This window comes from Paraburkholderia sp. PGU19 (assembly GCF_013426915.1).
GTDB lineage: Bacteria > Pseudomonadota > Gammaproteobacteria > Burkholderiales > Burkholderiaceae > Paraburkholderia.
Map to the genome: position 1 here is coordinate 1,565,772 of NZ_AP023181.1, position 23,049 is coordinate 1,588,820.

The 23,049-nt window shown below is 63.1% G+C and carries 26 protein-coding genes; 16 read left to right on the top strand and 10 right to left on the bottom strand.

Annotated elements, in window-relative coordinates; translation table 11 throughout:
• Window positions 1-35: 35 nt before the first annotated feature.
• Both H1204_RS36725 and H1204_RS36730 read right to left on the bottom strand, forming a co-directional pair.
• Window positions 36-2,120 (bottom strand): bifunctional diguanylate cyclase/phosphodiesterase, encoded by a 2,085-nt coding sequence (locus H1204_RS36725; protein ID WP_180733609.1) that lies wholly within the window; start codon window positions 2,118-2,120, stop codon window positions 36-38.
• A 210-nt stretch (window positions 2,121-2,330) separates the two neighbouring features.
• Window positions 2,331-2,564 carry a hypothetical protein gene (locus tag H1204_RS36730; protein ID WP_180733610.1) on the bottom strand — a complete coding sequence of 78 codons (234 nt, stop codon included), beginning with the start codon at window positions 2,562-2,564 and terminating at the stop codon, window positions 2,331-2,333.
• A gap of 308 nt (window positions 2,565-2,872) precedes the next feature.
• Between H1204_RS36730 and H1204_RS36735 the strand changes: the two genes are divergently transcribed.
• Window positions 2,873-3,016 carry a hypothetical protein gene (locus H1204_RS36735; protein ID WP_180733611.1) on the top strand — a complete coding sequence of 48 codons (144 nt, stop codon included), beginning with the start codon at window positions 2,873-2,875 and terminating at the stop codon, window positions 3,014-3,016.
• An 89-nt stretch (window positions 3,017-3,105) separates the two neighbouring features.
• Here the strand turns inward: H1204_RS36735 and H1204_RS36740 are convergent, their stop codons facing one another.
• A complete protein-coding gene (locus tag H1204_RS36740) occupies window positions 3,106-5,085 on the bottom strand; it encodes an alkaline phosphatase PhoX (protein ID WP_180733612.1) in 1,980 nt (659 codons plus the stop codon).
• 156 nt (window positions 5,086-5,241) lie between these two features.
• Window positions 5,242-5,943 (bottom strand): SDR family NAD(P)-dependent oxidoreductase, encoded by a 702-nt coding sequence (locus tag H1204_RS36745; protein ID WP_180733613.1) that lies wholly within the window; start codon window positions 5,941-5,943, stop codon window positions 5,242-5,244.
• Window positions 5,944-6,402: 459 nt separating this feature from the next.
• On the opposite strand from H1204_RS36745, the gene H1204_RS36750 reads away from it, so the two are divergent.
• On the top strand, window positions 6,403-6,903 hold the full coding sequence (locus tag H1204_RS36750) for a hypothetical protein (protein ID WP_180733614.1): 501 nt from the start codon (window positions 6,403-6,405) through the stop codon (window positions 6,901-6,903).
• Here H1204_RS36750 and H1204_RS36755 read toward each other — a convergent pair.
• Window positions 6,858-7,865: an AraC family transcriptional regulator gene (locus tag H1204_RS36755; protein WP_180733615.1), complete on the bottom strand. Its 1,008-nt coding sequence runs from the start codon at window positions 7,863-7,865 to the stop codon at window positions 6,858-6,860. The genes H1204_RS36750 and H1204_RS36755 overlap by 46 nt on opposite strands.
• Window positions 7,866-8,064: 199 nt before the next feature.
• Here H1204_RS36755 and H1204_RS36760 point away from each other — a divergent pair, with 199 nt between their 5' ends.
• Complete coding sequence (locus H1204_RS36760) at window positions 8,065-8,667, top strand: phosphatase PAP2 family protein (protein WP_180733616.1); 603 nt, start codon at window positions 8,065-8,067, stop codon at window positions 8,665-8,667.
• 142 nt (window positions 8,668-8,809) lie between these two features.
• Here the strand turns inward: H1204_RS36760 and H1204_RS36765 are convergent, their stop codons facing one another.
• Entirely contained in the window at window positions 8,810-9,130 is a 321-nt protein-coding gene (locus H1204_RS36765) for a DUF4148 domain-containing protein (protein WP_180733617.1), read from the bottom strand.
• Between the two features lie 186 nt (window positions 9,131-9,316).
• Window positions 9,317-10,045: a transposase gene (locus H1204_RS36770; RefSeq protein WP_180733618.1), complete on the bottom strand. Its 729-nt coding sequence runs from the start codon at window positions 10,043-10,045 to the stop codon at window positions 9,317-9,319.
• A gap of 209 nt (window positions 10,046-10,254) precedes the next feature.
• Between H1204_RS36770 and H1204_RS36775 the strand changes: the two genes are divergently transcribed.
• From H1204_RS36775 to H1204_RS36790, 4 genes are all read left to right on the top strand, one after another.
• Complete coding sequence (locus H1204_RS36775) at window positions 10,255-10,599, top strand: cupin domain-containing protein (protein ID WP_180733619.1); 345 nt, start codon at window positions 10,255-10,257, stop codon at window positions 10,597-10,599.
• 118 nt (window positions 10,600-10,717) lie between these two features.
• Complete coding sequence (locus H1204_RS36780) at window positions 10,718-11,455, top strand: glycine zipper 2TM domain-containing protein (RefSeq protein WP_180733620.1); 738 nt, start codon at window positions 10,718-10,720, stop codon at window positions 11,453-11,455.
• A 128-nt stretch (window positions 11,456-11,583) separates the two neighbouring features.
• The gene (locus H1204_RS36785) at window positions 11,584-11,868 is read left to right on the top strand and encodes a hypothetical protein (protein ID WP_180733621.1); all 285 of its coding nucleotides are present in this window, start codon (window positions 11,584-11,586) and stop codon (window positions 11,866-11,868) included.
• 96 nt (window positions 11,869-11,964) lie between these two features.
• Window positions 11,965-12,240, top strand: a complete 276-nt coding sequence (locus tag H1204_RS36790; RefSeq protein ID WP_180733622.1) for a hypothetical protein — start codon at window positions 11,965-11,967, stop codon at window positions 12,238-12,240.
• Window positions 12,241-12,250: 10 nt separating this feature from the next.
• On the opposite strand, the gene H1204_RS36795 is transcribed toward H1204_RS36790, so the two are convergent.
• On the bottom strand, window positions 12,251-13,180 hold the full coding sequence (locus tag H1204_RS36795; protein WP_180733623.1) for an alpha/beta fold hydrolase: 930 nt from the start codon (window positions 13,178-13,180) through the stop codon (window positions 12,251-12,253).
• A gap of 179 nt (window positions 13,181-13,359) precedes the next feature.
• Here H1204_RS36795 and H1204_RS36800 point away from each other — a divergent pair, with 179 nt between their 5' ends.
• From H1204_RS36800 to H1204_RS36830, 7 genes are all read left to right on the top strand, one after another.
• Window positions 13,360-15,357, top strand: coding sequence for a sigma-54-dependent Fis family transcriptional regulator (locus tag H1204_RS36800; RefSeq protein WP_180733624.1), 1,998 nt, complete (start codon window positions 13,360-13,362; stop codon window positions 15,355-15,357).
• 181 nt (window positions 15,358-15,538) lie between these two features.
• The gene (pqqA, locus tag H1204_RS36805; RefSeq protein ID WP_006410019.1) at window positions 15,539-15,613 is read left to right on the top strand and encodes a pyrroloquinoline quinone precursor peptide PqqA; all 75 of its coding nucleotides are present in this window, start codon (window positions 15,539-15,541) and stop codon (window positions 15,611-15,613) included.
• Window positions 15,614-15,724: 111 nt separating this feature from the next.
• Window positions 15,725-16,006 (top strand): pyrroloquinoline quinone biosynthesis peptide chaperone PqqD, encoded by a 282-nt coding sequence (gene pqqD / locus H1204_RS36810; RefSeq protein WP_180733625.1) that lies wholly within the window; start codon window positions 15,725-15,727, stop codon window positions 16,004-16,006.
• Window positions 16,007-16,045: 39 nt separating this feature from the next.
• Window positions 16,046-16,237, top strand: coding sequence for a flagellar motor protein MotA (locus tag H1204_RS36815; protein WP_180733626.1), 192 nt, complete (start codon window positions 16,046-16,048; stop codon window positions 16,235-16,237).
• 580 nt (window positions 16,238-16,817) lie between these two features.
• A complete protein-coding gene (locus H1204_RS36820; RefSeq protein WP_180733627.1) occupies window positions 16,818-18,545 on the top strand; it encodes a methanol/ethanol family PQQ-dependent dehydrogenase in 1,728 nt (575 codons plus the stop codon).
• A gap of 19 nt (window positions 18,546-18,564) precedes the next feature.
• A complete protein-coding gene (locus tag H1204_RS36825; RefSeq protein WP_180733628.1) occupies window positions 18,565-19,800 on the top strand; it encodes a c-type cytochrome in 1,236 nt (411 codons plus the stop codon).
• A gap of 335 nt (window positions 19,801-20,135) precedes the next feature.
• Window positions 20,136-20,576: a zinc-finger-containing protein gene (locus H1204_RS36830; protein ID WP_180733629.1), complete on the top strand. Its 441-nt coding sequence runs from the start codon at window positions 20,136-20,138 to the stop codon at window positions 20,574-20,576.
• A 24-nt stretch (window positions 20,577-20,600) separates the two neighbouring features.
• Here the strand turns inward: H1204_RS36830 and H1204_RS36835 are convergent, their stop codons facing one another.
• Complete coding sequence (locus H1204_RS36835; protein ID WP_180733630.1) at window positions 20,601-21,284, bottom strand: DNA-3-methyladenine glycosylase I; 684 nt, start codon at window positions 21,282-21,284, stop codon at window positions 20,601-20,603.
• A gap of 301 nt (window positions 21,285-21,585) precedes the next feature.
• Here H1204_RS36835 and msrB point away from each other — a divergent pair, with 301 nt between their 5' ends.
• Window positions 21,586-22,038, top strand: coding sequence for a peptide-methionine (R)-S-oxide reductase MsrB (gene msrB, locus H1204_RS36840; protein WP_180733631.1), 453 nt, complete (start codon window positions 21,586-21,588; stop codon window positions 22,036-22,038).
• A 66-nt stretch (window positions 22,039-22,104) separates the two neighbouring features.
• On the opposite strand, the gene H1204_RS36845 is transcribed toward msrB, so the two are convergent.
• Entirely contained in the window at window positions 22,105-22,608 is a 504-nt protein-coding gene (locus H1204_RS36845; protein ID WP_180733632.1) for an MOSC domain-containing protein, read from the bottom strand.
• A gap of 114 nt (window positions 22,609-22,722) precedes the next feature.
• Between H1204_RS36845 and H1204_RS36850 the strand changes: the two genes are divergently transcribed.
• Window positions 22,723-23,043, top strand: a complete 321-nt coding sequence (locus H1204_RS36850; protein ID WP_007580336.1) for a hypothetical protein — start codon at window positions 22,723-22,725, stop codon at window positions 23,041-23,043.
• Window positions 23,044-23,049: the final 6 nt, after the last annotated feature.

The window sequence follows — 23,049 nt, forward strand, 5'->3', positions numbered from 1 at the left end:
ACGTTCAGACGAAACACGCCGCTCAGCCGCACGCGTCAGGACAGACTCGGCTGCGTGCATTCCCTCGACAAGGCGTCCAGGTCCGCAGCCGGAACCGGCCGTCCGAGCAGAAAACCCTGCAGCGAATTGCACCCGAGCCGCGTCAGAAACTCCTTTTGCGTCGCGGTCTCGACGCCTTCCGCGACGATGTCGATACCCAGCGTATGACCGAGCGCGACCACGGACGAGACAATCGCCGCATCCTCCGCGTCATGCGCCAGCTCGCGCACGAAGCCCCGGTCGATCTTCAGCTCGCTCGCGGGCAAACGCTTCAGATACATAAGGCTCGAATAGCCCGTGCCGAAATCATCGATGGAAATGCGCACGCCCATCTCGTGCAGGCTTTGCAGAATGCGCAGGCTCGCGTCGACATCGCGCATCGCCGCCGACTCGGTCACTTCGATCGTCAGACGGCACGGATCGACGCGATGCCGCGCGAGCGTTTCGCGCACCAGCGACGTCAGTTGGGGGTGGCCGAACTGCACGGGCGACAGGTTGACGGCGACGTTCCAGTCGCACGCGCCTGTATCGAGCCATTCGCGCATCTGGCGGCACGCTTCATCGAGCACCCATTCGCCGATCGGCACGATCAGCCCCGTCTTTTCGGCAAGCGGGATGAATTCGTCAGGGCCGATCAGGCCGCGCTTCGGATGCGCCCAGCGCACGAGCGCCTCGACGCCCGTAATCGGCCCATCGGGCGCGGCGAATTGCGGCTGATAGTGCAGCACCAGTTGCTTGCGCTCGACGGCCGCGCGCAGGTCCTGCGTCAGCTGCAACTGGCCCTGCATGTTCTCGTTCATCGACACATCGAAGAAACAGTACGCGTTGCGGCCCAGCGACTTCGCGTGATACATCGCGGCGTCGGCGTGCGTCAGCGCGTCGTGGCCCCAAACGCCGTCGGCGGGACACATCGCGATGCCGATGCTGGTCGAGATGCCCAGTTCGTGGCCATCGATCTCGAACGGCGCTCCGATCACGGCCAGCAGCCGGCTGGCGACGGCCGTCGCGCCCGCCTGGTCCTCGCCGGGCACGAGCAGCACGAATTCGTCGCCGCCCACGCGCGCCACGGTGTCCCTTGCGCGGACGGCCGACGCCAGCCGTTCGGCCACCTGCACCAGCAGCCGGTCGCCGACCTGATGGCCGTATGCGTCGTTGACGACCTTGAAGCCGTCGAGGTCCATGAACATCAACGCGAACTGGCTGCCGTCCACGCGCGCTGTCGCCAGGGCTTCTTCGAGCCGGGCTTCGAGCAGCACGCGGTTTGGCAGCTTGGTCAGCGCGTCGTGCCAGGCGAGATAGCCGAGTTCGTGGTTGGCTTGCTCAAGCGAACGGGTCAGCGCCGCGTTCTCCGCTTCGAGCCGCAGTTCGTCGAGCACGGAAATCGACAACGCGATGCCCGTCACCGCGAGCGTCACGATGATGATGACGACGGCAACCCACGTGGTGTTCACGCCGTCCGTCGCCGCGACGCACAGGCTGCCCGCCGGAAAGGCCGCCGCCGACATGCCCGTGTAGTGCATGCCGACGATCGCGAGTCCCATCACGACGGCGGCGCCCGCGCGCAGCGGGCGCATGCGGTGCGAGTTGTGCCGCAGGCTGAACGCCGTCTTCAACGCGACGCCCGAGGCGGCGACGGCGATCACGATCGACAGCGCGAAGAGCCCGGCGTCGTAGACGATGCCCGGCTCCATCTGCATGGCTGCCATGCCCGTATAGTGCATGCCCGCGACGCCAAGGCCCATCAGGACCGTGCCGCCCGCAAGCCGCCCGGCAGGCAACGTGTCCTGGCAAACGAGCCACAGCGCGAACGCCGACGACCCAACCGCGATCGACAGCGAGAGCAGCGTGACGACGGGATCGTAGCCGAGCCGGATTGGCAGGCTGAACGCGAGCATGCCGATGAAGTGCATCGACCAGATGCCGAGCCCCATGGCGAATGCGCCGCCCGTGAGCCACCAGCGCGCGCCCCGGCCGGTCGCCGTCGTGATGCGGCCCGCCATTTCAAGCGACGTGTACGCGGCCAGCACCGCGACAAGGAGCGAGAACAGCACGAGAAGACTGTTGTAGCTGCCCTGTAACATGAGAGCCCCAGAATGTGCCCCTCGGCCACTCGCCGGACTTTGATGAATGAAGCAGTCCGTTATCCGAAAAAGAGGCGTATGAAGTACGCTTTATCGACATCCGACAGCAAAATGTTAAGTGCCAAATGTCAAATTCCGAGGCTCCGCTCGGTTTTACGATTGCGTTCGTAGGTGTCCCACTGGCCCGACGGCGGGATTCGGTGTATCGCGCTAGTCGGCCATCACGAGTATCCGCACCTTGCTCGTCAGCGACGGCATGACGAAATCCGATATCCGGCCTGCGCGGACGTCGAACATCAGTCGCTCGAGCCTGTCGAGCAACGACGGACCTTGACTGAGCGCGAACGCCCCCGCGCTCGCGCCTTCAATCTCTTTCATCAGCGCGCGCCGCGCCAGCACGATGCGCTCGACGGCGCTCGCTCTCGATACGAAAAACTCTTCCACGTAGGCCGAATCCTTTTCGACGCGTCCAATGCATTGACAGCGCTTGCGCCGCAGAGCCGCAAATAGTGACAGAGGCAAATGCCTGGTGGTTTGACGTGAAAGAAGCGGTTAGGAAGCGGTATTCGCGGTAGCCCGCGCCTTCAATCCTTCGAACGTCAATCGTCCTTCTGATTGCCGGCGCGCAAACCTCACGCTTCGGCAAGGGCGAAATCTGGCTTTGGAACTTCCAGATTGTGACGGCCAGGCGGTGGACTTACGCTCCACTCTCACATCACCGTCGATCGCCCTCGCATCAGAAAGGAGACACCATGCTTTCCGCTTTGGTAGAAACGGTAGGAGCGCTCGGCATTCTGGCGAGCGTCGCAGCAAAGCTCGCCGAACTGCGCAAGGAGTACCGGCGCTGCAAAAAAGTCAACGCCAATAAAAAAGCCCCTCCGAAGAGGGGTCGATGAATCGCCTGCGAACCGTGCCTTCCGTCCAGCCCGAAGCATCATCAATTTCCCCGCGATGAGACCCGTGTGGATCGCCGCAAGCGTTGCCGTCAAGCCAGCTTGATCGAGGTCGGGTCGGCCGTCAGATAGCCGACCGCCGCGCCGAAGCGATCCTTGTAGTTCGCGCGCACGAGCGGATCGAGTGCGGTCTGCACTTTCGCGTGCACGCTGCTCCAGTCGCCCGCGTGCTGGAAATTGCTCATGATGTAGGTCCACCCGTTGATTTCGTCGACGGCATGCAGGCCCGTCGACTCGGCGCCCGCCGAGCACGACAGGATGCGCGACAGCGTCTTCGTGTCGACGTGGTACGCCCACAGGAAGTTGTTGACGTGCATGCCGCTGTCTTCGCCGATAAAGAGCGTGCGCAGCTTCTCCGAAAACTTCAGGTTGTCGGGATTCGCGATCTTGTCCGGGTTCGCGGAATTGCCGAGGCCGTCCGCCGCTGCCAGGTCTTCGCCGACGAGCGCGGCGGGCGCGCTCATGTCGACCGGCACCCATTCGCTGTTGATCGCCGCGCCGCCCAGGTCGCTCTGTCCGCCCTTCATGTTCAGCGCGTAGACGGCGCCCGACGAGATGCTCTTGTCGAGCGCGATGTCGGTCGAATGCGCGTTGCCGCGCACCATCGACGCCGTGATCTGCGACATCGCCGAGTACAGGATCTTGTCTTTCGCGTTGACCGTCGTGCCTTCGAGCTTCGTGAAGCCCATGCTCGCGCCGCGCAACGCGGCGTAGCGGTGCGTCTCCAGGAACGCGGCGGCCTTCTCCATGCCCGGTTTGACGCGAATCCAGTTGAACTTGCCGCCAAAGTGAATCTGCGTGTACGTCGGATCGCTGGGCGGCGTGGCCTCGTTGGTGACGATGTCCATGATGTCGGCGTTCGTCAGCGTGTTGGCGAGCGCTTCGATTTCATCGCTGGTCGCGTGGCCGAGATTGAGCCACGTGAGCGTCGCAGCGCCCGCGCCCGCCGACGATGTTTGCGCCCACTTCGCCACATACAGCGTACCCGCTGACAGATCCGCCTCCTTGTCGGCGACGAACATGAAGAGGCCGCCGTTGGTCGCGTCGTCGCCCATCAGTACGGTGCGCTTGTCGGGCATCACCTGAATCAGCTCGTGCGAGATGCGGCCGAGGCAGTAGTGCTTCTTGACCGTGCCCGTGCCGTCGGGATTCACGGTGACTTCGGGCAGATGCCCGTAGTGATAGGGGCGTGCCGTCGTCGTATTGCCGTACAGGTTCTGGCTATACGCCTGGAACTGCGTGTTCGTTGCGATCGTCGCGGCGTCCGGCTCGTACTCTTCGCTCGACAGATGCGTATTCCACGGCGACAGGCTCGCGCCGCACGTGATCCACAAACCATGCGCGCCCGACGTATCGACATTCGAATAGCTCACGAGCGTGAGCTTGCCCGTCGCCGGGTCCTGATCGAGTGTCAGCACGGCGATGGGCGACGGCAGCTTGCCGTACATGTCGCCAGCGGCCGTTTGCGTCTGGTCGCGCGTCGTGTATTCGAACTGCACGACGGCGAACACGGGGTTGCCCTTGACGCCCTTCACCGTCGGCTTGTCGAGGCGAATCAGCGAGGTGCCATCCGGACAATCGGAGAAGAACTGGCGTTCCTTGCCGGGCACTGAACGGTCGATGATCGGCTGATTGTTGATGTCGAAATACCCGCCCGCGACGATCGTCCCGCCCGTCGTGTTGGGCACCGTGTCGCCCGTGATGAAGAACGGCTGATACGCGAGCTTGTAGCTGCGGCGGCTGCCGTCGGCGAACTGCGCCGTCATCGTCGAGGCGACCGTGGTCGTCGCCATCGCGGCGGGATCGGCCAGCGACGGCGCGGCCATGCCCGCGAACGACGCCGCCGTGAAGGCGGACGTCGACGGGGAAGGCGTAGTGCTTGCCGCGTGGTCGTTGCCGCTGCCGCATGCTGCGAGCAGCGAGGCGGCGGCCGCGCTGCCGAGCGGCAGCATCGGTGCGCCGGCGAGGATCTTGAGCGCCTTGCGGCGTGAGTAGTCGAGTGGCTGCGCCATGTTGCTGTGATCCGTTGGTGGGGATGGGTGGTTGGCTCAACAATCAGCCCACGCCGCGGATCAGTCGTCCATGGCGCGCCTTGATGACGCGCTAATTTAATGAATGATTATGAAATATCTTTGACAGGCGTTTGTAATGTTTGAAATCAGTTGATCTCAGACTCGTCCCGCAACGGGAATCAACGCGCCCGTCACGCACTGAGCTTCCTTCGACAGCAAAAACGCGATCACGCCACCAATCTGCTCCGGCGTCACCCAGCGCGTGAAATCGGCATCGGGCATGTCGGCGCGATTCTGCGGCGTGTCGATGATGCTCGGCAAAATCGCGTTGACGGTTGCGCCCTTGTCCTTCAGTTCTTCGGCCAGCGCTTCCGTCAGACGCATCACGCCCGCCTTCGACGCAGCGTATGCGCCCATCCCCATGCCCGCCTTCAACCCCGCCATCGCGCCGATGTTGACGATCCGCCCGCCCGTGGCCTTCGTCAGATGATGAAGCGACGCTTTCGTGGCATTGACCGTCGTCTTCACGTTCACGTCGAACATGCGTTCCCATGTGTCCGCGCTGCCGTCCGCTACCGTCTCCCAGCTAAAGCCGCCCGCGACGTTCACGAGCGCATTCAGCCCGCCGAGCTGGCTCGCGATCGAATCGACCGCGCGTTGCGCCGCGTCCCGTTCCGCGAGATCGACGCCGCTCGCGACGTACGCCTGCGCCAGCGACGCGGGCAGACTCGCCGGCGCCTTCCCTCTGCCGATCAACGCGACCTTCGCGCCGCGCTCCGCCAGCACTTGCGCCGTCACGAGACCGAGATTGCCGAAGGCGCCCGTAATGGCGACGATGGTTCCATCCAGACTGTTCATGAATTACGCGCTCCCAACGCAGATCGATGCCCGACGAACGAACGCCCTGTCACGCGTGGATTCGCGGCACAGGGCGCACTCGAAGACAGTGTTGTCGCAAGGGTCGCTCGCGTCAATCGACGGAATCGCGAGGTACTCGCCGCCGATACCGACAGGACGCCCGGCAAAGCACGCCGGACGCGCGGCAAAGTCCACGCGACGCGCACGACAAAAACGGACGATCGGACAAAGCGGCGCGACGCAAGGGCAAAGGTCTTTGAGGCACCTTGCCTCATAGTGATTCCAGAGACGGCATCGAGCACCATGCATCATCTGTTGCAGGAAGCGCGTTCAACGACGTCAGGCAGCAAGGTCTTGTGAAGTCAGGTGTCCAGCCTTTTCCATCGCCGTGGCAAGACGCGACGCGTCCGCCATCGGCCACGAGAATCCGCGACCCTTTTCGTTACAGGAGGCCTTGTCATGCGTCACCGGCCGGACTTGCAGCGACGCTGCATCAGCGACATTTCACAGGCTCAATTGCTCGCGCTATTGCACAGCGATGTGCTGACGCGCGAGAGCCTCGCGCTCTTGCCGCCCGTGCTGCTGATTACATGGCTGCAGGTTCATACCCATGTCGGCTGGGATGCGTGCTTCGCGATCGTGCGGCAGTTGAACAACGACCACGGCAGACATATGCGCGAACTCAGCACCGCGCTGTCGCTGTTGAGATCGCTGCGCGGCACGCGGATACTCGATCCGCTCGCATGGCATGCCGCAGTGCGTCGCATCGTGCACGCGATGGCAAGCGAGCTTCGGGTTCTCCAGTCGATGCCCAGGCGAGCCGCCTTCGTCCGCGTTGCACGCGTCGGCTTGCCCAGGCGCAATCGCGTGACACGCACGCTACGGCGCAGCGATCAGTTGCTGGAGTTGTCGCGTTACTGGCTCGGCGCCAGAGCCTCGGTACCGTTCACATGGCTATGACGCTTTCGCCACGTAGCGGGCGGCTGGCCGAACTCGCGCCGGAACGCGCGATGGAACGCCGATTCCGATTCGTAACCGACTTCCTCGGCGATCGCCGCAATCGCCTTGCTGCTGTACGACAGTTCCTGCGCCGCGACGATCAGACGCCAGCGCGCGAGGTATTGCATCGGCGGTTGGCCTAGCAGTTCGCTGAATCGCGCAGCAAATGCGGAGCGCGACAGGCCGACTTTTCGCGCGAGTTCGTCGACGGTCCAGCTGTAGGCAGGTTGCGCATGGAGAATCGACAGCGCGCGGCCGACGAACCGGTCCTTCACGCCCGCGAGCCAGTTCTTGCGGTCTGCCGGCAAGTCGTCGATGCAGCGCCGCACGGCCCACACGAACAGCAATTCGGACAAACGTGAGAGCACGATGGCACTGCCAGCGCGCCGTTGCGCCGCCTCGGTCGCGGCATAGCGCAGCGAGGCTTCGATCCATGCCGAATGCGGATCGTTGCGTACATCGACCTTGAAGAGGCGCGGCAGCGAGCCGAGCACCGGATTGGTCAGCGCGTCGTCGCACGCGAGAAAGCCGCATAGCACGCTGGTCCGCGCGCCGCCTCCGCCGTACGAGAGATTCAATACTTCGCCAGGCATCGCGGCCAGTTGCGATTCGATGAGCGGTCCGGCGGGCACGGGTGTGAGATCGACCGCGCTTCCCAGGATGTGCGCCTCGCCTTGCGGCACCACGAGCAATTCGCCGGCGCCAACGCAAATGGCGGGCTCGCTACAGTCGGGCAGTCGCACCCAGCACGTGCCTTCCGTGATCAGATGATAGGAAACGACACGGTTCGACTTCGGCAAGTACGCGGTGCACAACGACTGATCGGTGTGACCGATCACGCACCACGGCGCCGTCAATTCGGCGTGAAGATAAACCGCGCCGCCCAGGCGCACGACGCGCAGCACGTCGGAGACCGCATCCATGAAGCACCGTCCTTCATTTTCGGCATGTTGCTAAAAGACGGCACATGTGCCGTCTTTTGCAAGTTCTTCGAAAGGATACTCCGTTCGCTGCGTACAGGTGCTCAACATGCATTGCATGGCCCTAAGCGTCACATAAGCTTCACCCGGTACGATCGGCCGACCGTTTCCTACCAGGGTTTCATCCCGACACGATCACTGCATGAACACACTCGAAGCGTTCAATCAGGCGCTCTTTCTCACGATCAACGCGACCACGTCGACGCCACACTGGCAAATCGACGTCGCATTATTCATCGCCGACTACGTGATCTATTGCATTCCGCTGGTGCTCGTCGCGCTTTGGCTCCCGGGCATCCGGAACAATCGCGCGACGGCGTTGCGCGCATGTTGCGTTGTGCTGCTTGCGCTCGGGTTCAATCAGATCATCGGTCTTGCGTGGATGCATCCACGGCCGTTCATGATCGGGCTCGGTCATACGTTCATCGAACATGCGCCGGATTCGTCGTTTCCAAGCGATCACGGCACGGTATTCGCCAGCGTCGCACTGACCTTGCTGTTGGCGCGCAAGCGTTGGTACGGTGAGCTAACGCTCGTTGCAGGCCTGGCCGTCGCGTGGGCGCGCGTGTTCGTCGGCGTGCACTATCCACTGGATATGGCAGGCGCCGTTGCGATTGCGTGCGTGGCGTATGTGATCGTCACGCCGCTTTGGTCGCTGGCGGGTGAGGCGGTGACGGACAGGTTGATCGCGTTATATCGGAAGGTGCTGGCGTGGCCGATTACGCGCGGGTGGCTTGTTCAATAAAGCTGGTGGCCGCTGCTCGTCAGCGATGTCGAAACGCTCGCCCAAAAAGCAAACCGCGACAGGCGTTCCGTCATATGACGGCGCGTGTCGCGGTGGACTCGGTCAGGCTGTTGCGCTGGCTATCAGACCAGCGCTTTGTGGATCAGTGGTGTTCGAACACAGGTACTGAGTAAGAGCTCGGTGAGAACGAAGCGCGTTGACCACCTTGCGACGAACCATCTGCAACGCCGCCGACACCGCTGTTTTGAACGCCGTTGGCAGCATCAACGTTTGCTTCTGCGGCCTGAATGTTGGCCGGGTATTGCGTGTCGCTGCTATTCGACGGGACATAACCCGTTTTTTCCAGTTGCACCAGCTCGGCGCGGACTTGGGCACGGGTCACCGGCTGGCTGGACTGAGCGAATGACACGACCGGAACAGCGAGGACAGCAGCAACTGCAAGAGCCTTGATGAGCGATTTCATGATCATTACCTCCAGATTTGTTTTCGGATGCTTCGAACTGTTTTGTTCGTTGCGTTGAAAACAGTGTAGGAGTGTCGGCTCTGCGGATAAACATCCGATCAACCAACTCACAGTTTCAGGAAACGTTATAAACCGCCCGAAACTGGTGCGCGATGCATTCCGGATCATGTGTAATGGCCGCCCGCGTCAATCGGCCGCTCTGTGCAGCAGTTCGAGTTCGAAGTGGACGCCGTGCAATTCGATCCAGCGTCGCGCCCACGTCAGCGCGCATTGCATTGCCTCGTCCGGCATGTCGTACTTTGGGCCTATCAGGCCGGAGCGCGCGACGCGCCTGCCGTCCCGCGTGATCTCCGCCCAGCCGCGATACATCGCGCCCGGCACGGGATCGGCCGCGACGTACACGACATAGCCAAGCTCGTCGATCACGCGCGCGCCCTTCGCAGCGAGTCCCATCCAGAATGCGCGGCTCGGGTTGTCGCGGCGCAGTTCGTGCGCGGGTTCCTGCTGTGCCGGCGATGCCAGCCACGATGCCTGGCTTTTCCAGATCACGCGAGGTATGCCGCGCTCTTCCATCGGACCATCGTTGCGTTTCGGCATGGGCTTTTTGCTCACGCATGGCGTGTCGGGCACGTACGAAAAACTGCGTCCCACCTCGCGCAGGATGCGGATCATCTCGGCGATCTTGCCATCGAGCCGCCACTCTTCGAAACGGCATCGGCAAGTCGGTTGCGACGGATAGTGCGCGGGCAGCTTCGACCACGATTGCCCTGTGGTCAACACCCATAGCACTGCATTGGCGACCACGCGCGTCCTGGTGCGCGGACGCCCACGCCTGAGAATGCCCGCATGCGGTTGCGCGTTGAGTATCGGTGCGACCAGCGACCACTCTTCGTTGGAAAGCTCCTCGAAATGCATTCCCTTCTCCCGACCTGTCTGCGCGTGCCATCCAGCCCAAGCGAAAGTCAGGTGTGCGCTATCGGCAAGCGGCACACGCACACACACACGCGCTTTGACATTGACCCACGCCGCAATTTTTGATGCAGTCAGGATTGGGAACGGGCGCGACGTCAAGCCCGCTGAATCTCGCGTCAGGAAATCCCTAACGAAATCGAACGGGAGATGAGATGAACCAGCAACCTACCGCGCCGCGTTTTTCATCCGTCGATGCGCAAGCGCTGCCGTGGACACCGTCGGCGTGTGCCAGCGGTGTTCAGATCAAGAATCTCGGCAAGGCCAACGGACGCGCGATGCAGCTCGTTCGCTTCGAAGCGGGGACGGTCTTCCCGATGCATCTGCATACGGGACCGGAGTTCATCTACATGCTCGAAGGCGAGGCCATTCAGAACGGCCAGCGTCTGTTGCCGGGATGGGCAGGTATCGCGGAAGCGGGAACGGTCGAAGATCGCTTCAGAAGCGATACGGGTTGCGTGTTTCTGTTGATCTACGATCTCGCGCAGCGCTTTTGCTGAGCGCGCACATCGCATCGAAACACTCGCTACAAATGCTTACAAAGCCGTTGCGGTAACAAGTGCACCGCGCCCGTTCGAGCGGCGTTATTGCAGGCACACACAACCCGTGGAGCCCACGATGAGCGCCAACGTCACGAACAGCATTGCGCAACGCAGCCGTATCCATCCTTTGATCGCAGGCGCGGCTGTGTCCGTGATACTCGCTAGCGTCACCGGCGTTGCAGCGATGACGGGCATTCTGCCCGTGTCGCACGCGACGCCCCCGGCCAACGAGCAGATCGCGCCCGCCGTGGCGCAAGCGGCGAGCGCGCCGCTCGCCGCTGCCCAGCAAACGGGCGTGGTGCAGCCGACGAATGCCACGCCGCAGACGGTCGCGCAGCCCGTCGTGCAGCAAGCGGAAACCGAGGCTCCCAAGCCCGTTCATCACACGCGCAAACCGCGCGTTGCACCGGCTCCGCAATACGCGAATGGCGACTACTCGCAAGCGTCTGCGCAACCGGCAGGCACACGGCAGGTCGCCGCCGATCCCTATGCGGGCGAAGTCGTTGCTATCAACGCCGTGCAATCACCCGAGCCGACGACGGGTCTCGGCGCCGTCGGCGGCGCCGTCGCGGGCGGGCTGATCGGCAATCAGTTCGGCGGCGGGCGCGGGCGCATTCTCGCCACGGTGGTGGGCGCTGTCGGCGGTGGTGTCGCGGGTAACGGCATCGAGCACGCCGTGCGCAAGCAGACGAGCTACCAGGTGCAGGTCCGCATGCAGGACGGCACCTATCGCAACTTCACTTACCCGACCCAGCCGCAGATGCAGGTTGGACAACGCGTGCATGTATCGGGCGACTCGCTCACGGCTTCGTGATCGCGCGGTTACCTGGCGTTACACACGCAACAGGGCGGAAGCAACATGAGAACGACTGCATTTCTACAATGCGCGTCACTCGACATCGAATGGCATCCATCTGCGGACGCCCTGAACGGAGCAATACGTTGAAACACCTGACACTCATCTGTGCGGCCGGACTCTTCAGCGCATGCGCGTCCACAGCGGCACTCGCTCACGTCGATGTCGGCGTGACGTTTGGCGTGCCGGCGCCGATCTACGTGGAGCCGGCGCCTGCCGTCGTCTACGCACCGCCGCCGCCCGCCATCTACGCGCCAGCGCCCGTGTACTACGGCGACGGCTACGGATATGGCTATCGCGACGATCGCAGGTGGCACGATCACGGCCACCATCACGGCTGGCATCATCATCACGACGATGACGACGATTAAGGCACGGTAACTCACTGCCAGATCAAATAAAGCATTGCCTTGCGACCAGGCGCCGTGGTAGAAGCACGGCCAGAGTTATGTCGACAGGAGCATGCGTTGAAAAGAACCGCCGATAACAGGCTACAGGTGGTTGCAGTACGAGTGGACCCGGCGATCGAACGGAGGCTGAGACTATTGGCCGAAGTCACGGGACGCCGGCAATCGTTTTTTCTGCAGCAGATGATCGAGAGCGGCATCGCCGCGATGGAAGAGCAATGGCTTCCGGCCGCCGTACTCGCGCAGGTGCGCGATGGCACGTTGCCGTCGCGGGAACCGGAGCGCGTTCCAGAGCCGGATCTTTTCGGCGATCTGTTCGCCGATCAGGACAGTTGACGCGATCGCGCTATCGAGCGTCGAACGCTTCGCGGATCGCCGCAACGAGGGCTTCCGCGAGACGCGGGTCCGACGCCAGATGACCCGCGTCGACAAAGCGGCCATGCACGGCGGGAACGGCGCGCATCAAGCGGTGCAGATTGTCGGGCGGACAAACGGGATCGCTAGATCCATGCACCGCACGCACCACCACACCCGATGCAACCGCGTGCTTCGCCAGCGCGATCAAACGATGTTCGCCGAGCCAGCACTCGTGCGCGAGGTAGTGGGCTTGAATACGGTACTTCGCTGTCGTCGCTTCATCCTGCTTCGATGACGTTCGCTTGCGAGCCGCAGTCTTGTGCATCAATACCGCGTTTTCATATGCGCGCCACGCGACAGCGACGGCACCGGCGCGTCCGTCCACACACGATCGCATCGACCGCATGCAGGCCGATGGCAACGACGACGCCCGCTCGCAACACGCTGCTCGCATCAACGCGCGCCACTCGCGCGGCGCACGAAAGCGCGACGTCACGAACAGGCGACGCACTTCGCGTTCCGACGTGAGAAAGAGTCCACGCAACACGACGCCGCTAACAGATGCGGAATGCGTTCCCGCGTAGGCAAGCGCAAGCGCCGCGCCCCACGATCCACCGACAACGCCCCAACGCACGATGCCCAGTTGCGCGCGTATCGCTTCGAGATCGCGGATCAGGCGTTGCGTGTCGTTATGGCGAAGGCTGCCACGAGGCGTCGACGCACCCGTGCCTCGCTGGTCCACCATCACGACGCGAACGCGCGTGAGATCGAACAGACGCAACGCGCCAGGCTGACTTCCGCTTCCCGGCCCGCCATGCAGCACGACGACAGGCACGCCGTGTGGATCGCCATGCACGGTGTAGGCGATTGCGTGACCATCGCGAGTGATCGTTCGATGCATCGTGTCGTGTGAACTCATATGCGTTCCCGGCGACGAACGCGTGTTCAGAAGAATGAATCTTCGCATGCCCAATTCCCGGGGACCGCTCCGCCCGCAACACATCCTTTCGTCTGGCTGACAGCATCGAATAATGGCGCGCGTCTTGCTTTTAACTTCCGCGATGCCTGCACCACGACAGGCACGATACAGGAGGAGAGATGCTCGACGATGCGAAGACAACCGGATCACTGACAGGCCGGGAAAGCGGCTGGCTCACCCCGTCGATCCAGAAAGCGCACGAGCGGTCGGAAACGTTCGGGCTAAGCGCGGCGATGCGTCCCGACTACGACGTGCTGACGCACGGCGAATTGCGCATGAAGCTCGAACAGAATCTCGTGCTATGCGCGCACGCCACGCCCGTCATGGAAACGCTGCGCGAGCAGATCGCGAACACGCAAAGCATGATCGTGCTCACCGATGCGCAAGGGCTGATTCTTCATTCGATCGGCGACGACGATTTTCTGCAGCGCGCCGAGAAAGTCGCGCTCATGCCGGGCGCCAACTGGGCCGAGGAACGGCAAGGCACGAATGCGATCGGCACGGCCATCGCCGAGCGCACGGCCACCGTCGTGCACGGCGATCAGCACTATCTCGCCGCTAACCGCTTCCTGACCTGTTCCAGCGTGCCGATCCTCGACCCGTACGGCGATCTGGTCGGCGTGCTCGACGTGACGGGCGACCATCGCGGCTACCATCAGCACACGATGGCGCTCGCGAAGATGTCCGTGCAGATGATCGAAAACCATCTGTTCGCGAACACCTTCCGCAACACGCTGCAAATCGCGTTTCATGGCCGGCCCGAGTTTCTGGGCACGTTGATGGAAGGCATCATGGCCTTCACGTGTGACGGGCGCTTTCTTTCCGCGAATCGCAGCGCGCAGTTTCAGGTCGGGCTGCCGCTCGCGGCGATGCGCGCGCATACGCTGTCGTCGCTGTTCGGGCTGACCACGCCGCAACTGATCGACCGCCTGCGGGCGAGCCAGGGCCATCACATTACGCTCGATCTGAACAACGGCACGGTCGTGTGCGCGAACGTCGAGTTTCGCCGTCCGACGCTCGGCAGCGAGACTTCATGGCCCGCCGACGTTGCCGCGAGCGCGCGGCCCGCCGCTGCGCGCGCGCCGCTGACCAAAGCCGCCTCGCCCGCCAATGCGCCGTCGCGGCTCGACTCGCTCGACACCGGCGATCCGCAGATTTGCGCCGTCGTCGCGAAGGTGCGCAAGGTGCTCGGCAAGGACATCCCCATCCTGATCACGGGCGAGACGGGCACCGGCAAGGAACTGCTCGCCCAGGCCATTCACAACGATTCACCACGGCGCGCGGGCCCATTCGTCGCGGTCAATTGCGCATCGATACCCGAAAACCTGATCGAGTCGGAGCTGTTCGGCTACGAAGACGGCGCATTTACGGGCGCGCGGCGCAAAGGCGCGATCGGCAAACTGCTGCAGGCCAACGGCGGCACGCTGTTTCTCGACGAGATCGGCGACATGCCGTATCCGTTGCAGGTGCGGTTGCTGCGCGTGCTGCAGGAGCGCGTCGTCGATCCCCTCGGCTCCAGCAAGTCGATTCCCGTCAACATCGCGATCATCTGCGCGACGCACCGCAATCTGCGCGAAATGATCGCGCAGAACCGGTTCCGCGAGGACCTGTATTACCGTTTGAACGGTCTCGTGGTCAAACTGCCGCCCTTGCGCGAACGCACCGATCTCGCCATCGTCATCGAGCGGATGCTGCAATCGGTGCCGTCCGACGAAATGGAAGGCGCGCCGCTCAGCGTCGCGGACGACGTGAAGACGCTGTTCGAGCAATGCGCATGGCCGGGCAATTTCCGGCAACTCGGCAATCTGCTGCGCACGGCGGCCGCGATGGTCGACGACGACGGGCAAATCCGCCGCGAGCATCTGCCTGACGATTTCTTCGACGATCTGCGCAGCAGTTCAGCACTCGCGGCGCGCGCGGCAGACTATCCCTTGCCGCTGCACGACGCGCGCATGCAGGACGTGCAGGCCTCCGCGATTGCGGCGGCTGTCGCGCGGCATAACGGGAACGTCTCGGCGGCGGCGCGCGCGCTCGGCATTTCGCGCAACACGGTGTATCGCAAGATGCCCTCCCTGTGTGCCGCCGATCCACGAGACAGCGGCGCGAGCGAGAACTAGCACGGTCGTCCGCTGTTGCAGGCTGTTGATTTTTGCAACACCTGTGCTCCGAATGTGGACAGCGTGTTCACTGAGAATCTCTCGCACATCGCGCGAACGCCCTCCGGCATGGAGCTTGCATTCAACAGCCCCGACCGCAGTTCAACCGCGGTTCTTCGTCAAACCCATCAAGGAGACAGCCATGCAATGGACTACGCCCGCCTACACGGATCTGCGTTTCGGCTTTGAGATCACGATGTATATCGCCAACCGCTGACGTTGCGCCGATGCGCCGCCGCGCGTCGCGTGCGGCGCATCGACTGCCATCACGAACGCCTCAGCCCGCTTCGTGACAGGCGCCCGACACCATTGAACAAGACCTGACGCCATGATGCCGATGCCTTCGAACACCGGTGCGAGCGAGCGCCCTAGGCTACGTGATCTTTTCCGACTGCAATGGGAGCCAGTCCAGGACGCGTATGTCCTGCTGTATCCGGAAGGCCTGGTGAAACTCAATCCAAGTGCAGGCGAAATTCTCTCGCGCTGCGACGGCACGCGCGATCTCGATGACATCATCGGCGAGCTCGAAGCGCTCTTCAATGCGTCCGGCCTCGCGAAGGATGTGTATCAGTTCATCGATCATGCGCGGCAACGCGGCTGGCTCGATTGATATGCGCGCGCATTCACGGATGAAGCTGAGGGCAGCCTCATGTCCGACCTGATGATGTTTCTGATCGTCGGTGGTGCGCTCGGCGTGCTGGCCTTGCTATCCGTCGCCATGTGGATTCTGATTCTGCACAAGTCGCACACGGAATGGCGGCTTGCCGCCGACAACAACAGCTTCACGTCGTCGGTCTGGAACGGGACATCCGCGGATACCCCATCACAATCGGCGCGCTAGCCGGCGGAAACACACGCCACATGCCGTCGCGATGTCGAAAGAAGTGAATCGCGACATCGCCTTCGGGACGATGCACGTGGACACGCACATGACAGCGTCGCCCGCTGCTGTCGCATCCGAATCTGGCAAAGCTGACTCTGGACGGCGGCATATGCGCCAGCCATCGCTCGACCATCGCCCGCAAACTGTTCATGACTTTGCACCCGCTGTTTGACGATACGACGCAGCGGCACGATACGTCACCGCCGCTCATCGTCGATATGCAGCGTGCGAGAAGCATGCCATCGAGCACGCGGCATTCATCGTGAGCAACGTGGACACGACACAGGTGTGCTGTCACATACGGCAACAGGTGAGTTGTCCCTTGCTCCACGATGCAACACGTCGCCTGACCCTTCCCGATGCGTGATAGCCAGACGTTCACGCGCTTCGATACGCCCCGCGCCGGTTAGCAAGGATAGCCAATCAATGGCATGCGACTTGCCTTTACGACCGCGAAGCCGCCATGCAAGCCAACGGTGCTTTGCTGACAGGCGTCGCACGATAACTCACCCACAACGATGTTGGATAGGAGACAACGATGAAGACAAGTCAGGCTTCGGCCACACGGCTCGCGATGCTCGTCGCGGGCGTGGTGGCAGCAATCAGTCTGAGGCCCGCAACGGTAGCCGCCGCGGCCGACTATCCTGCCGTGACGTACGAACGGCTCACGTCGGCGCAAAGCGATCCAGGCTGGCTCACGTACTACCGGACGTATAACGGCCAGGCGCATTCGCCGCTCAAGCAGATCGACACGTCGAACGTGAAGAACCTGAAGCAGACCTGGGCCTACAAGTTTCCTGCGGACCTTCAGCAAGGCTTCGAAGCAACGCCTATCATCAATGGCCGCTATCTGTACGTCACGACGCCCAAGGACAACGTCTACGCATTCGATGCCGCCACCGGCAAGCAGTTGTGGAAGTACGAACCAAAGCTCGGCGCGGAAGCCTTCAAGAACGCGTGCTGTGATGTCGTGAACCGGGGTGTCGCGCTGTACGGCAAGAACGTGTATGTCGCGATGCTCAACGGCGAAGTGGCCGCGCTCGATGCGCAAACGGGCGCGCTGGTCTGGAAGAAGCAGATGTTCGAGCCGGGCACCGGCTATGCCTTCTCGCTCGCACCGCTGGCGCTCGACGGCTCGCTCGTGGTGGGCAGCTCGGGCGGCGAGTACGGCGCGCGCGGGTTCATCGCGGCGCTCGATCCCGAGAACGGCAACGTGCAATGGAAGCGCTACACCGTGCCCGGCGCGAAAGAGCCGGGTGGCAACACATGGCCCGACGGCACGCAGGAACACGGCGGCGCACCCGCATGGCTGACGGGCACATACGATCCCACCAGCAAGACGCTCTATTGGGGCGTCGGCAATCCGGGACCGTGGCTCGCGGATCTCCGCCCGGGCGACAACCTCTATTCGGACTCGCTGCTCGCGCTCGATCCGAAAACGGGCAACCTCAAATGGCACTACCAGTACACGCGTCACGACACATGGGATTACGACGGCGTCAACACCCCCGTGCTCGCCAACATCAAGTACGAAGGCAAGGACTATGACGCGATCATCCATGCCGACCGCAACGGCTTCTTCCATGCAATCGACCGCAGCAACGGCAAGCTGATCTATGCGCGCCCGTTCGTGAAGGCGACCTCCGTCACGGGCTACACCGCCGACGGCAAATCCGTGCAGGACGAATCGAAGTATCCGAAAGCGGGAACGACGATCGAAACCTGCCCGAGCTTCCTCGGCGGCAAGAACTGGTGGTCGGTTTCCTACGACGCGGACAAGCACATCGCCATCATCCCGGCGCTGCATGCGTGCATGTCGCTGTCCGGCAAGTCGGTGACGTACATGGAGGGCTTGCCGTACCTCGGCGAAGGCTTCGAGATCAAGCCCGAGCCGGGTAGCCAGGGATACGGCGAGTTGCAGGCCATCGACGTGAATACGGGCAAGAAGCTGTGGAGCCACTGGAGCAAGCTGCCCTGGAACGGCGGCGTTGCCACCACGGCAGGCGGCCTCGCGTTCAGCGGCTCGCTCGATGGGCATCTCTACGCGTTCGACGTCACGAGCGGCAAGGTGCTGTGGCAAAGCCCGAAGCTCGCGAGCGGCATCATTGCGCAGCCGTCCGTGTTCGAGATCGACGGCAAAGAATATGTCGCGGTGCTGGCGGGCTACGGCGGCGCCAATCCGATCTGGGGCGGCCCGATGGCCAAGGCCGCCGATAAGGTGCCGCGCGGCGGAACGCTGTACGTGTTCGCGCTCAACCACTCGTGATCTTTCCGGACGTCCAGACATGAACCATTCTCTCAATCGTATTCCGGCAGCGAGCGTGCTCGCTGCCTGCCTCGCACTCGCGTCGATTCATTCGATGGCGGCCGTGAAAGTTTGTACGTTTCCCGGCAGTCCCTCGGCGGCGCTGGACGAAGCTGTTGCGCGCGATGCATTTGCGAAGGCAGGCATCGCCGCGACGATCGTCAGGCACGGCATCGGTGAAGGCGACGACGACGGCGTCTCGCTTGGTGAGCTCGACAAGACGCTCGCGCGCGACTGCGACGTGATCGCGGGTTTCCCGCGCTCGAATGTGGCCGATGCTTCCAGCAGCAAGCTGCAGTTCTCGCGCGGCTACCTGCGCGCGGGCTATGTGAGCATCGAAGCGCCCGACGCCAATCCGCAAGGCGCGGCGAAGAACACGGTCGCGGCTACATATGCGAGTCCCGCGCAACTGATCGCCGTACAGCAGCCGAGCGTCACGCTCGATCTGGAAAACACGTCGGCATTGACTGTCGAAGCCGTGGCGAAGGGACAGGCGCAACGCGCCATCGTCTGGTATCCGGCTGTCGTCGCGTATCGGCTTGCGCATCCGCAACGGCACTTCACTGTCTCCGCCGCGCGCTCGCCGTATGCGGACTGGCAACTCGTGTTCGCATTCGGACCGCGCACGGCGGCGCTGCGCGAACGGATCGATGTGGCGCTCGACAAGCTATCGGGCAGCGGTCGGCTCGCCGGCTTGACGCACGACTGGGCGATGCCCGCGCACGCGCTCGATGCAACCGCGCGCGACGACGACGCGCGCTTTCGCGACGGCCCTTCTGCATCGCACGCGGCCGGGCAACGTGCGTTGCTGGCGGCGGCGAATGCAGACAGCGCGGGCGGCTTCGTGAAGATCGCTGCCGACGCGGCTAGCGGAACGCCCGCGTTCGATCAGGCGCAAGCGACACACGGCAAGATGCTCTATTCGGCCGCGTGCGCGAAATGCCACGGCGCGCAGTTGCAGGGCGTGACGGCGCCCGCGCTGCAAGGGCCGGCGTTCGCGCCGGCATCGAATGCGCATCTGACGATTGGCGGCGTGTTCACGTACATGTCGACGAACATGCCCGCTGACAAACCAGGCAAGATGAAGGATCAGGATTACGCGGACATCATGGCGTTCCTGCTCTATTCGAATGGTTATCGGGCGAGCGGAGCAAAAATGACGGCCGACAATGCGCGTGCTCTGGCAACACCGCTCAATGCCGGAGCCGGAAAATGAGGCTTCTGTGATTGCCTGACTCGATGCGTCGAATGTGCCCTTACCCGCGCCGACGCCGCAGCAGTACGCGGCGGCCGTCAACTCGCGTGGACACTGATCGCCGAGCGGTGCGGCGATCAGTTGAATAGTGTGCTGGACTCCGCCGCCGGCATCGCCGGCGCCTGGCGGTGTCCCGCGCAGTAGCGAACCGATGGTTGCTCGCGGCTAGCTCAAACACCAGTGACACAGCACGCACGCATTGCCTCTCGTGCGGAAAGCGGCCATTTGGTATCTTTGGGAAAGCCACCCACTGTCGAGCGCTGTATGAAGCGAGTAAAACCGGCCGAGGCGCAGCGATGCGCGTAGGCAAACCCGTCAAGGCGCTGCCGCAGCCGCTGTGCGATTACTGCGGCGCGAAAGCCGTGCTCGCGCGCGCGGGCGAAGAGAGCTATCCATATCGCGACGATCACGGTTCCGTCTGGGTCTGCACGCCGTGTCAGGCATGGATCGGCATTCATGCGCGCAGCACGCGGCATGTACCGCTGGGACGCCTCGCCGACGCCGCGCTGCGCGACGCGAAAAGCCGCTTGCACGATGCGCTCGAACCGCTCGTCGCCGGCAAGGTGCGGCGCGACGGCGTCAATGCTTTCGAAGCACGCGCGAAAGCAATCCGCTGGGTTTCGACCGAGCTGGGCTTCGATCCGCTGCCCAATTCGATTCACATGCTTTCGCCCAATCAGTGCGAACAGGCGCTGCGCTATGTCGAGGCGTACATGGCTGCGCGGCGCAGTAGCTGAGCCCGCCGCACGTCAGCGCGTGGGTCACTCGCGCGGCCACACGCCCGACGTGCCACGGCGATGGCTATCGACGAGATGCGTGTCCACGATGCCCGTCGCTTCCATCAGCGCATGCATCGTCGTCGGTCCGACGAATACGAAGCCGCGCTTGCGCAATGCCTTGCTCAGCGCAAGGGATTCCGCCGACGTGGTCGGAATCTCGGCGATCGTTCGCGGCGCGGGTGTCGTGTGCGGCTGGAACGACCAGATCAGCGCCGCGAGGCCGCCCTCTTCGCGCAAGCGGATCGTTGCGGCGGCGTTGGCGATCGTCGCGAGAATCTTTGCCCGGTTGCGAATGATGCGCTCATCGTTCATCAGGCGTTCGATGTCCTTTTCGTCGAACGTTGCGACCACGTCCGGATCGAAGTTGGCGAACGCCTCGCGGAACGCGTCGCGCTTGCGCAAGATGGTCGCCCACGACAGCCCCGACTGAAACGCCTCCAGGCTCAAGCGTTCGAACAGGCCCCGCTCGTCGCGCACGGGCATGCCCCATTCGGTGTCGTAGTAATCCTTGAGCAGCGGATCGACGGATGCCCACGGCGGACGGGCGAGACCGTCAGCGCCAATGATCGCGTCGAGCGGTTGCGGCTTCTTCGGACGCGCCGCTTTCTTTGCAGCGGCGTGCGCCTTTTTTGCAGCGGGCTTCGTGGGGGAAGTTGTTTTCTTCATCGTCGGTGCCCATATAGGGCGGTGGGTCGGCGGCATTGTTCCTGAAGCGCGCCTATTGTCGTCTCGCTCGCGGGCCATTCGCAAGCGTGCGCGAATGATTCAGCAAATGCATCAATCGCAGCGCGCGCCAGTGGCGCACCTGGCGCGCGCAATGCAAGCTGCGAGACATTTGCGTATGCTTGTGCGTATCCACAGTGCCCATATATACGAGTGCCCGTCACCGGCAACGCTGGAAAACGGGCCGTCAGACTCGTGTGGCAAGCGTCCGCGCTGGCCGCGCCTATCAAGGAGAGATTCACACATGTCCGCGTACGAAAAAACACCGGAAGCAGTGGCCCGACTCACCGCCGAACAGCGTCGCGTGACGCAGGAAAGCGGGACGGAACGCCCCTTCTACAACGAGTTCTGGGACAGCAAGGAAACCGGCTTGTATGTCGACGTGGTTTCCGGCGAGCCGCTCTTCACGTCGATGGACAAGTTCGACAGCGGCTGCGGCTGGCCGAGCTTTACGAAACCGCTGGAAGACGAGCACGTCGTCGAACTGCGCGACATGAGCCACGGCATGATCCGAACCGAAGTGCGCTCGAAACATGGCGACAGTCACCTTGGCCACGTGTTTCCGGACGGACCGCGCGAAACGGGCGGATTGCGGTATTGCATCAACTCGGCGTCGCTGCGCTTCATTCCCGTCTCGCGGCTGGAAGAAGAAGGTTACGGGCAATATCGGAAGCTCTTCGAAGTCGCGAAGAAATAAAGCCGATGCGTGACGTGCGTTGGCGCGTTGCGCCTCTGCACGTCGCGTCTCGCGATATCGAACGCGCTAGCCCACAACGGGCAGCGCATCGATCACGTCGCCGATCCCGATCGTGCCGCCTTTCACGACGCGCGCCGTAATGCCGCCGAAGCCGCGCACGGCGTTGTATCCGCCCACGCCCAGCACTTCTTCCATACGCGAACACGGGTGACATTCGCCCGTTGTTTCCAGCACGGCATCGCCGATGCGAAATTGCCGGTCTTTCAACGCCATCAGATTGATGCCTTGCGTCACGATGTTGCGGCGCATGTCGATTGCGGCAACGTCGCTGCGCCCCAGATGACTTGCGATGCTGCGCAGGCTTTCAGCCTGAATCAGCGTCACCTGACGCGCGCCGGCACGGCTCGCGTAGTGGTCGCCGACGAGCCCCGCGTCGGCATCGATCTGCGCTGTCGCGACCACCGACATCGCGACTTTTCGCCGCGGCCGCAAACCGATCCAGACAACCTTGCCGGGATGGATCGGACCATTGAGCAACCGCGCGAGCGGCGATGAAGGGTTGAGCGGCATGGGCGTCCTGCAGGTGCGCGTGGTGTCGATATGAGCGGGTGGGCGAGAGCGCGAGGCTGGGTGGCGGCGGCGCCCGTCTTTATACTATCGCCCATCTGACAACAGGAACCGGAAATGAAACGAGCAGTAGCCGCGGCGGCGCTCGCCGTCTGCCTCGCGCAACCGTCGGCGCCGACGTTCGCGCAGACGGTCGCCGACCAGTGCTTCGCGATCGGCGATATCGCGGGCCAGGTGGCGTCCTGGCGACGTCACAAGAAAACGAAGCAGCAGGCGTTGACGCAGGCGCAGACGTACTACAAGGATGCATCGGATCGTCAGGCGGTCACGGCTGTCATCGACAGGATTTACAGCGGCGAAGCGATGACGCCGGACCAGGCGAGCATGCTTTTCACGCAGGAATGCGCCCAGCAGAAGAAGCCGACGGCCACGCAATAAACGTGT

Bases quoted from the DNA above. Each gene is read 5' to 3' on its own strand.
- H1204_RS36780 (WP_180733620.1), top strand. From the start codon at position 10,718: ATGAGCGCCAACGTCACGAACAGCATTGCGCAACGCAGCCGTATCCAT.
- H1204_RS36815 (WP_180733626.1), top strand. From the start codon at position 16,046: ATGTCCGACCTGATGATGTTTCTGATCGTCGGTGGTGCGCTCGGCGTG.
- msrB (WP_180733631.1), top strand. From the start codon at position 21,586: ATGTCCGCGTACGAAAAAACACCGGAAGCAGTGGCCCGACTCACCGCC.
- H1204_RS36845 (WP_180733632.1), bottom strand. From the start codon at position 22,608: ATGCCGCTCAACCCTTCATCGCCGCTCGCGCGGTTGCTCAATGGTCCG.
- H1204_RS36820 (WP_180733627.1), top strand. From the start codon at position 16,818: ATGAAGACAAGTCAGGCTTCGGCCACACGGCTCGCGATGCTCGTCGCG.
- H1204_RS36775 (WP_180733619.1), top strand. From the start codon at position 10,255: ATGAACCAGCAACCTACCGCGCCGCGTTTTTCATCCGTCGATGCGCAA.
- H1204_RS36745 (WP_180733613.1), bottom strand. From the start codon at position 5,943: ATGAACAGTCTGGATGGAACCATCGTCGCCATTACGGGCGCCTTCGGC.
- H1204_RS36735 (WP_180733611.1), top strand. From the start codon at position 2,873: ATGCTTTCCGCTTTGGTAGAAACGGTAGGAGCGCTCGGCATTCTGGCG.
- H1204_RS36800 (WP_180733624.1), top strand. From the start codon at position 13,360: ATGCTCGACGATGCGAAGACAACCGGATCACTGACAGGCCGGGAAAGC.
- H1204_RS36765 (WP_180733617.1), bottom strand. From the start codon at position 9,130: ATGAAATCGCTCATCAAGGCTCTTGCAGTTGCTGCTGTCCTCGCTGTT.
- H1204_RS36770 (WP_180733618.1), bottom strand. From the start codon at position 10,045: ATGCATTTCGAGGAGCTTTCCAACGAAGAGTGGTCGCTGGTCGCACCG.
- H1204_RS36755 (WP_180733615.1), bottom strand. From the start codon at position 7,865: ATGGATGCGGTCTCCGACGTGCTGCGCGTCGTGCGCCTGGGCGGCGCG.
- H1204_RS36830 (WP_180733629.1), top strand. From the start codon at position 20,136: ATGCGCGTAGGCAAACCCGTCAAGGCGCTGCCGCAGCCGCTGTGCGAT.
- pqqD (WP_180733625.1), top strand. From the start codon at position 15,725: ATGATGCCGATGCCTTCGAACACCGGTGCGAGCGAGCGCCCTAGGCTA.
- H1204_RS36825 (WP_180733628.1), top strand. From the start codon at position 18,565: ATGAACCATTCTCTCAATCGTATTCCGGCAGCGAGCGTGCTCGCTGCC.
- H1204_RS36835 (WP_180733630.1), bottom strand. From the start codon at position 21,284: ATGAAGAAAACAACTTCCCCCACGAAGCCCGCTGCAAAAAAGGCGCAC.
- H1204_RS36760 (WP_180733616.1), top strand. From the start codon at position 8,065: ATGAACACACTCGAAGCGTTCAATCAGGCGCTCTTTCTCACGATCAAC.
- H1204_RS36795 (WP_180733623.1), bottom strand. From the start codon at position 13,180: ATGAGTTCACACGACACGATGCATCGAACGATCACTCGCGATGGTCAC.
- H1204_RS36750 (WP_180733614.1), top strand. From the start codon at position 6,403: ATGCGTCACCGGCCGGACTTGCAGCGACGCTGCATCAGCGACATTTCA.
- H1204_RS36850 (WP_007580336.1), top strand. From the start codon at position 22,723: ATGAAACGAGCAGTAGCCGCGGCGGCGCTCGCCGTCTGCCTCGCGCAA.
- H1204_RS36725 (WP_180733609.1), bottom strand. From the start codon at position 2,120: ATGTTACAGGGCAGCTACAACAGTCTTCTCGTGCTGTTCTCGCTCCTT.
- H1204_RS36740 (WP_180733612.1), bottom strand. From the start codon at position 5,085: ATGGCGCAGCCACTCGACTACTCACGCCGCAAGGCGCTCAAGATCCTC.